A 6,182-nucleotide genomic window follows, 5' to 3' on the forward strand; every position below is an offset into this window, starting at 1 on the left:
GTCTCATCGACCATTCGCGGACGGCCGCGGCGGGTTCGCTGGCCGGCCGGCACATGACAAGGCGGCCAGGCCCCACAGGCCGGTCGACCGGAGGAGCGTCATGACCATCAACCCGGCCCTCGATCACACCCCGCCCCGGACATCCCCCGGCGTCGCGGACCCGGGCGTCGCGGCGGTGGGGGCCGTTCCGTCGCCGTTGGCGCTGCTGCTGCTCGGGCGTGGCGCGGATCCGGCGAGCGAGCGCGGTGTCGACTGCCCGGGTGACCTGCCGCCGGCCGCGGACCCGGACCTCGCCGCCCGAGCCGCCGCCGCGAAGGCCGCCCTCGGGGAGAAGGTGTTCATCCTCGGGCACCACTACCAGCGCGACGAGGTCATCGCGTTCGCCGACGTCACCGGCGACTCGTTCAAGCTCGCCCAGCTGGCGGCCGCCCGCCCGGAGGCCGAGGCGATCATCTTCTGCGGCGTGCACTTCATGGCCGAAAGCGCCGACATCCTCACCGGCCCGCAGCAGCGGGTGATCCTGCCGGACCTCGCCGCAGGCTGCTCGATGGCCGACATGGCCACCGCCGAGCAGGTCGAACAGGCCTGGGACGACCTGGCCGACGCCGGGGTGGCCGACACCACCGTGCCGGTGAGCTACATGAACTCCTCAGCCGCGATCAAGGGCTTCACCGGCCGCCACAACGGCACCATCTGCACCTCGTCGAACGCCCGGCGGGCACTGGAGTGGGCCTTCGGGGCGCGCGGCGGCGAACGGGTGCTGTTCCTGCCCGACCAGCACCTCGGCCGCAACACCGCGATCGCCGAGCTCGGCATGACCGAGGCGGACTGCGTCGTCTACGACCCGCACCGCCCCCACGGCGGGCTGACGCACGACCAGGTGCGGGCGGCGAAGATGATCCTGTGGCGCGGCCACTGCTCGGTGCACGGGCGCTTCACCAGGGCCAGCGTGGACGAGGTGCGTGCGCGGGTACCCGGCGTCACCGTCCTGGTGCACCCGGAGTGCCGGCGCGAGGTGGTCACCGCGGCCGATCTGGTCGGCTCGACCGAGTACATCATCGCCGCCGTCGACGCGGCTCCGCCCGGCTCCGCGTTCGCCATCGGCACCGAGTTGAACCTCGTGCGCCGGCTTTCCACCCGCCACCCCGACAAGACGATTGTCTTCCTGGACCGTACGGTGTGTTTCTGCTCCACCATGAACCGGATCGACATGCCACATCTCGTCTGGGCCCTGGAGTCCCTCGTCCGCGGGGAGACGCCAAACCAGATCACGGTCGACCCGGACGTGGCCACCCCTGCCCGGAAGGCACTCGATCAGATGTTGGCACTGCCCTGATGGCCCTGCTCAAGCGCCGCGGCGGCGCCGACTCCGACCCGTCCAACACCGTGGTCGAGACGGTGGACGAGCCGCTGGCCGACGATGACCCCCGCCGCAGCTCCGGCAAGGGTCGGCCGACACCGAAGCGCTCGGACGCACGCGCCGCTCGCACGCAGACGGTGACGGCCGCGAAGAAGCCGGCGAACAAGCAGGAGGCACGGGCCGCCCGGCGCAGGCAGAGCCAGGACTACCGCTCGGCGATGATGTCCGGGGACGTCAGCCGGCTGCCACCGCGCGAGCGCGCTCCCGAGCGGGTCCTGGTCCGCGACTACGTCGACACCCGGATCAACGTCGGCCCGTTCTTCCTGATCGCGGCGGTCATCTACTTCGTCGGCGGGCTGGTTCCGGTGGGGGCCGTCCGGCTCGCGGCGACGATTCTGATGCTGGTCGGCATCGTCGCGGTGGTGGTCGACTCGCTGTTGCTGTCCTGGCAGGCCAGCAGGCGGGTCACTGCCCGCTACCCCGACTCCCGCGTGCGGGTGCGCGCCTACGCCGCCCAACGCGCCCTCCTGCCGCGGCGCTGGCGTCTCCCCCGCCCCCGCGTCTCCCGGGCCGACCCCACCCCGTAACCCTTCCGCCAACCGCGGCGCCGGGTCGTCCGGCATGACGCCCGAGGCCGGTGGACAGGGACGTCACGGTGAAATCGTGGTCGGGCGGCAGGGGCGGTCGTAGGTTGTTCGGGTGAAACATCGACGTCTGGGACGTAGCGGCCTGTCCGTGAGCGAGATCTCCTACGGGAACTGGCTCACCCACGGAGACAAGATCGAGGCCGAGGCGGCCACCGCCTGCGTGCGCACCGCCTTCGACGAGGGGATCACCACCTTCGACACCGCCGACGTGTATGCCGGCACCCGCGCCGAGAGCGTGCTCGGCGAGGCGCTGGACGGCGTCCGGCGCGAGTCGTACGAGCTGTTCACCAAGGTCTTCTGGCCGACCGGCCCGGGCGAGAACGACAAGGGGCTCGGTCGCAAGCACATCATCGAGTCGGCGCACGCCTCACTGCGGCGGCTGCGCACCGACCACATCGACCTCTACCAGGCGCACCGCTACGACCCGACGGTGCCGCTGGAGGAGACCCTGCGGGCGTTCGACGACCTGGTCCGCGCGGGCAAGGTGCTCTACGTCGGGGTGTCCGAGTGGACCGCCGAGCAGATCAGCGACGCCGTGCGGATCGCCGGCGAGCTCGGTCTGGACCGGATCATCTCCAACCAGCCGCAGTACTCGATGCTGTGGCGGGTCATCGAGGCCGACATCGTGCCCACCAGCGAGCAGGCGGGCATCTCGCAGATCGTCTGGTCGCCGATCGCCCAGGGCGTGCTCACCGGCAAGTACCTGCCCGGCCAGCCACCGCCGAGCGGCAGCCGCGCCACCGACAGGTCCGGCGCCACGATGATCTCCCGGCTGATCGCCGACGAGGTCCTGGCCGCGGTGCAGAACCTGCGGCCGATCGCGCAGGACGCGGGCCTGTCGATGGCCCAGCTCGCCGTTGCCTGGGTGCTGCAGAACGACAACGTCGCCTCGGCGATCATCGGGGCGTCCCGCCCGGAGCAGGTCACCGAGAACGTGAAGGCCTCGGGCGTCACCCTGGACCCGGCCATCCTCAAGCGCATCGACGACGTCCTCGCCGACGTCATCACCCGCTCCTGAGGCGATCGCCTGCCCTGTCCGCAGCCAGACCGTTTCCGCTCCGGGGCACGGTTCAGCCGCGGCGTGGCGGGCCGGCCGGCTGCGCGGCGAACGCCTCGGCGAGCGCCGCGTAGGTCCGGTCCAGATCGGAGCCGGGCAGGTAGCGCCCGTCCAGCTCCAGCAGGACGGCGCCATGGGTGGCCGCCCACAGGGCCTGTGCGCGGTACGGGTCGCCGGTCGCCCGGTAGAACGGCTCCCCCGCCCACTGCTCGAGCCCGGGCGACAGCTCGGCCCGGGGCAACCGTCCGACCGTGAACATGCGGTACAGGTTCGGATGGGCCCGGGCGTAGCCGCGGTAGGCACCGAGCAGCGCCGCCACCACCTCGTCGGCGTCGGCTCGGTCGACCACCTCGTGCAGCAGGTCACCGACCTCGACGAGGGCCGCCTCGGCCAGCCCTGCCGTCAGCACATCCTTGCCGGCCAGATGCTTGTAGAGCGACGGCGCCCGGATACCCAGCACCTCGCCGGTCCGGCGCATGGTGAGCGCCTCGGCACCCTCGTGTTCGAGCACGTCGCGCGCCGCCGCGAGAATCTCGGCGACCCGTGCCGAGGGACGCGCCAGCTCCGGACGAACCGCGATCCGCGCCAGCGGCAACCGACCGGCCGCCGTGGCGACCACCGACGCCGCCGGCCCGCCCGGACGGGACGACCCGGTGGGGCGCGGTTGCCCTGTTGGACGGGGCGACACCGTGGGGTGAGGCGACACCGTGGGGTGAGGCGGCACCGTGGGGTGAGGCGGCACCGTGGGGTGAGAGGGCACCGCGGGGTGGGAGGTCACTGCGGGGTGAGGGCGAAGACGGGGTGACGAGGGGCGATCTGACGGATCTGTTCGTCGGACGAGTCCGGCCCGACGCCGTCGAAGAACACGCCCACCTCGGCCTTCCACCGGGCCAGGTACGCGCGCAGCACGGCGACGCTGTCATCCGGCTCGACCTCCTCGGCGAGGTAGGCGGTACGGCCACGGCCGCGTAGCAAAGCGAGCTCGCCGCCGGCGGCCCGCACGTTGCGCACCCACTGACCATGCCCGCGGGCCGAGACCAGGTACTGCCGGCCGTCCAGGGTCAGCAGGTTCACGGGGGTTCGCCGCGGCTCGCCGCTGGAGCGCCCACGCACCTCCAGCACCCGGCTGCCCAGCACGCTCACACCCGCCCGGGTGACACCCGCGACCAGCCGGTTGGCGATGTTCCGGGTGAACCATCCAGGTGCGCGGTAGTGGTCAGCCATGATCGCGAAACCTCCGAAGCGAGAGCCCCAGCAACGGCTAATGCCGTTAGCCACCGCTCTAGCTAACTGCGTTAGCCGCCTGTTCGTCAACCTCTTCACCGACGTGGCCACGATCAGGTGGGTGGCGCCCGCTCAGGTCAGCGGACGCTCAGGTCAGCGGACGCAGTGTCATCGGGCCATAGATGCGGCGGCCCGCGTCGAGCAGCGTCACCTGCGCCACGCCGGCCTCGAACAGCTCCCGCCAGGTCTCGCCGAGCCAGGTCTCGGCGTCCCCCTGGCTGGTGAACGATTCGGAGCCGGCCGCGCCGCCGACCGTTGCCGTCGCGCCGTCGTCACCCTCATAGCGCCAGGTCCAGGTCATCCGCCGACCCCTCCCACTGCTGTGGACGCCCGCCGTCCGGGCCGTCCTCGACCACCGGCCGATCGGCCGGTGTGTTCATCCAACCGCGCCCGCCGGGCCACGGGGCGCATCGGCGGCCGCGATGCCAGTGCCGAACGCCATCCGAGGGCCGGCCAGGCGGACCGTCGACGCGGTCCGCCTGCTGCTGGCGCGGACAGGGCCTGCCACGTCAGGATGTGTCCGACGCCGGTAACGTCGGGCCGGCCATCCTCGTCCGTCAACTATGGGAGGAACGACCCGAGTGGGCACGACCATCAACGCCGCCGCAGTCCTTGCCGCCGAATCTGCCAAGCACGAGCCGCCGATGTCCTGGTGGGCCGCGGTGATCGTCACCTTCGCGGCGATCTTCATCCTGGCCGCCGTGCTCGCGCTGATGACGCGCTGGGAGCGCAAGCGCAACCCGCACAGCCACGGCTGAGTCTGCCGGTGCAACCGAACACCGCGCCTCCGGCGGGCACCGCCCTGGCCGGGCGCTGAGCCCCGGTGCGGCTGAGGCTGCTCGGCACCGGTTCCGCGGACGGGTGGCCGAACCCGTGGTGCGACTGTGCGTCCTGTGCCTGGGCACGCAGGAGCGGGGTGATCCGCGGGCAGACCGCGATCCTGGTCGACGACGTGCTGCTCGTCGACTGTGGCCCGGACGTGCCACGCGCGGCGGCCCGCCTTGGTGTGCGCCTGTCCGGGCTGCGCCATCTGCTGGTCGGGCACGCCCATCCGGACCATCTGGGGCCCGAGAGCCTGATGTGGCGGTCCTGGTCGACGGCAGCCGGGCAGGCACTCGACGTCGTCGCCCCGCCGGCGGCGCTCGAGGTGTGCCGCGCCTTCCTGACCCGCTGGGAGGGCGCCGACCCGGACCGTCCGGGCTCCCCGCTGCGCTTCGTGACGGCCACCCCCGGTGGACCCGACACCTCCGGCGCACCTGTCGGAACGGGTGGGACGGGTGGGACGGGTGAAACCGAACCGTCCGGCGCAGTACTCGCACCCGGCGGGACGCTGCGGCTGGGCGAGGCCGGGGCGCAGTACGAGGTTCGACCGCTCGCTGCCCACCACGGCGACGCGAGCATCGGTCCCGCCGTCCTCTACGACATCACCGCGCCGGACGGCACCCGGCTGCTCTACGGCTGCGACACCGCCGTGCCGCTGCCCGCCGCCACCCTGGCCGCGGTCGAGGGCCGCGCGTACGACGTGGTGGCGCTCGAGGAGAACAACGGCGACCGACCCGGCTTCGGCGAGCACCTGGGGCTCGACACCTTCGGTGAGCTCGTCGCCGACCTGCGTCGCCGGGGCGCCGTGCAGGACGACACCGAGATCCTCGCCGTCCACCTGAGCCACCGCAATCCACCCGGTGACGAGCTGGCCCGCCGGCTCGCCCACGTCGGCGCCCGCGCCCCCCACGACGGCGAAACCCTCGACGTCACCCCGCGCCCGCGCACCCACCCACCCCGCCGGCCCGCCACCGCGAGCCCGGCCCGCCAGGGCATCCGCTCGACCCTCGGG

General features: G+C 72.7%; 8 protein-coding genes. 5 read left to right on the top strand and 3 right to left on the bottom strand.

Annotation, left to right across the window (positions count from 1 at the left end; translation table 11 throughout):
- Nucleotides 1-100 precede the first annotated feature (100 nt).
- From nadA to ND747_RS25215, 3 genes are all read left to right on the top strand, one after another.
- Nucleotides 101-1,336: a quinolinate synthase NadA gene (gene nadA, locus ND747_RS25205; RefSeq protein ID WP_251736677.1), complete on the top strand. Its 1,236-nt coding sequence runs from the start codon at nucleotides 101-103 to the stop codon at nucleotides 1,334-1,336.
- Nucleotides 1,336-1,947, top strand: coding sequence for a DUF3043 domain-containing protein (locus ND747_RS25210; protein ID WP_251736678.1), 612 nt, complete (start codon nucleotides 1,336-1,338; stop codon nucleotides 1,945-1,947). The genes nadA and ND747_RS25210 overlap by 1 nt, the downstream gene beginning before the upstream one ends.
- A 112-nt stretch (nucleotides 1,948-2,059) precedes the next feature.
- Nucleotides 2,060-3,025 carry an aldo/keto reductase family protein gene (locus tag ND747_RS25215; RefSeq protein ID WP_251736679.1) on the top strand — a complete coding sequence of 322 codons (966 nt, stop codon included), beginning with the start codon at nucleotides 2,060-2,062 and terminating at the stop codon, nucleotides 3,023-3,025.
- 52 nt (nucleotides 3,026-3,077) lie between these two features.
- Here ND747_RS25215 and ND747_RS25220 read toward each other — a convergent pair whose 3' ends face one another.
- The 3 genes from ND747_RS25220 to ND747_RS25230 all read right to left on the bottom strand — a co-directional run bounded on the left by ND747_RS25220 (nucleotide 3,078) and on the right by ND747_RS25230 (nucleotide 4,649).
- Nucleotides 3,078-3,683, bottom strand: coding sequence for a TetR/AcrR family transcriptional regulator (locus ND747_RS25220; protein WP_251736680.1), 606 nt, complete (start codon nucleotides 3,681-3,683; stop codon nucleotides 3,078-3,080).
- A 155-nt stretch (nucleotides 3,684-3,838) separates the two neighbouring features.
- Nucleotides 3,839-4,288, bottom strand: coding sequence for a nitroreductase family deazaflavin-dependent oxidoreductase (locus ND747_RS25225; RefSeq protein ID WP_251736681.1), 450 nt, complete (start codon nucleotides 4,286-4,288; stop codon nucleotides 3,839-3,841).
- 148 nt (nucleotides 4,289-4,436) lie between these two features.
- The gene (locus ND747_RS25230) at nucleotides 4,437-4,649 is read right to left on the bottom strand and encodes a hypothetical protein (protein WP_251736682.1); all 213 of its coding nucleotides are present in this window, start codon (nucleotides 4,647-4,649) and stop codon (nucleotides 4,437-4,439) included.
- Nucleotides 4,650-4,929: 280 nt separating this feature from the next.
- Between ND747_RS25230 and ND747_RS25235 the strand changes: the two genes are divergently transcribed.
- Nucleotides 4,930-5,106, top strand: coding sequence for a hypothetical protein (locus ND747_RS25235; RefSeq protein WP_251736683.1), 177 nt, complete (start codon nucleotides 4,930-4,932; stop codon nucleotides 5,104-5,106).
- A 65-nt stretch (nucleotides 5,107-5,171) separates the two neighbouring features.
- The coding region (locus ND747_RS25240; protein WP_251736684.1) for an MBL fold metallo-hydrolase at nucleotides 5,172-6,182 on the top strand (1,011 nt) is incomplete at its 3' end.

Origin of the sequence: Frankia sp. R82, from assembly GCF_023716925.1 — a bacterium.
Lineage (GTDB): Bacteria > Actinomycetota > Actinomycetes > Frankiales > Frankiaceae > Frankia.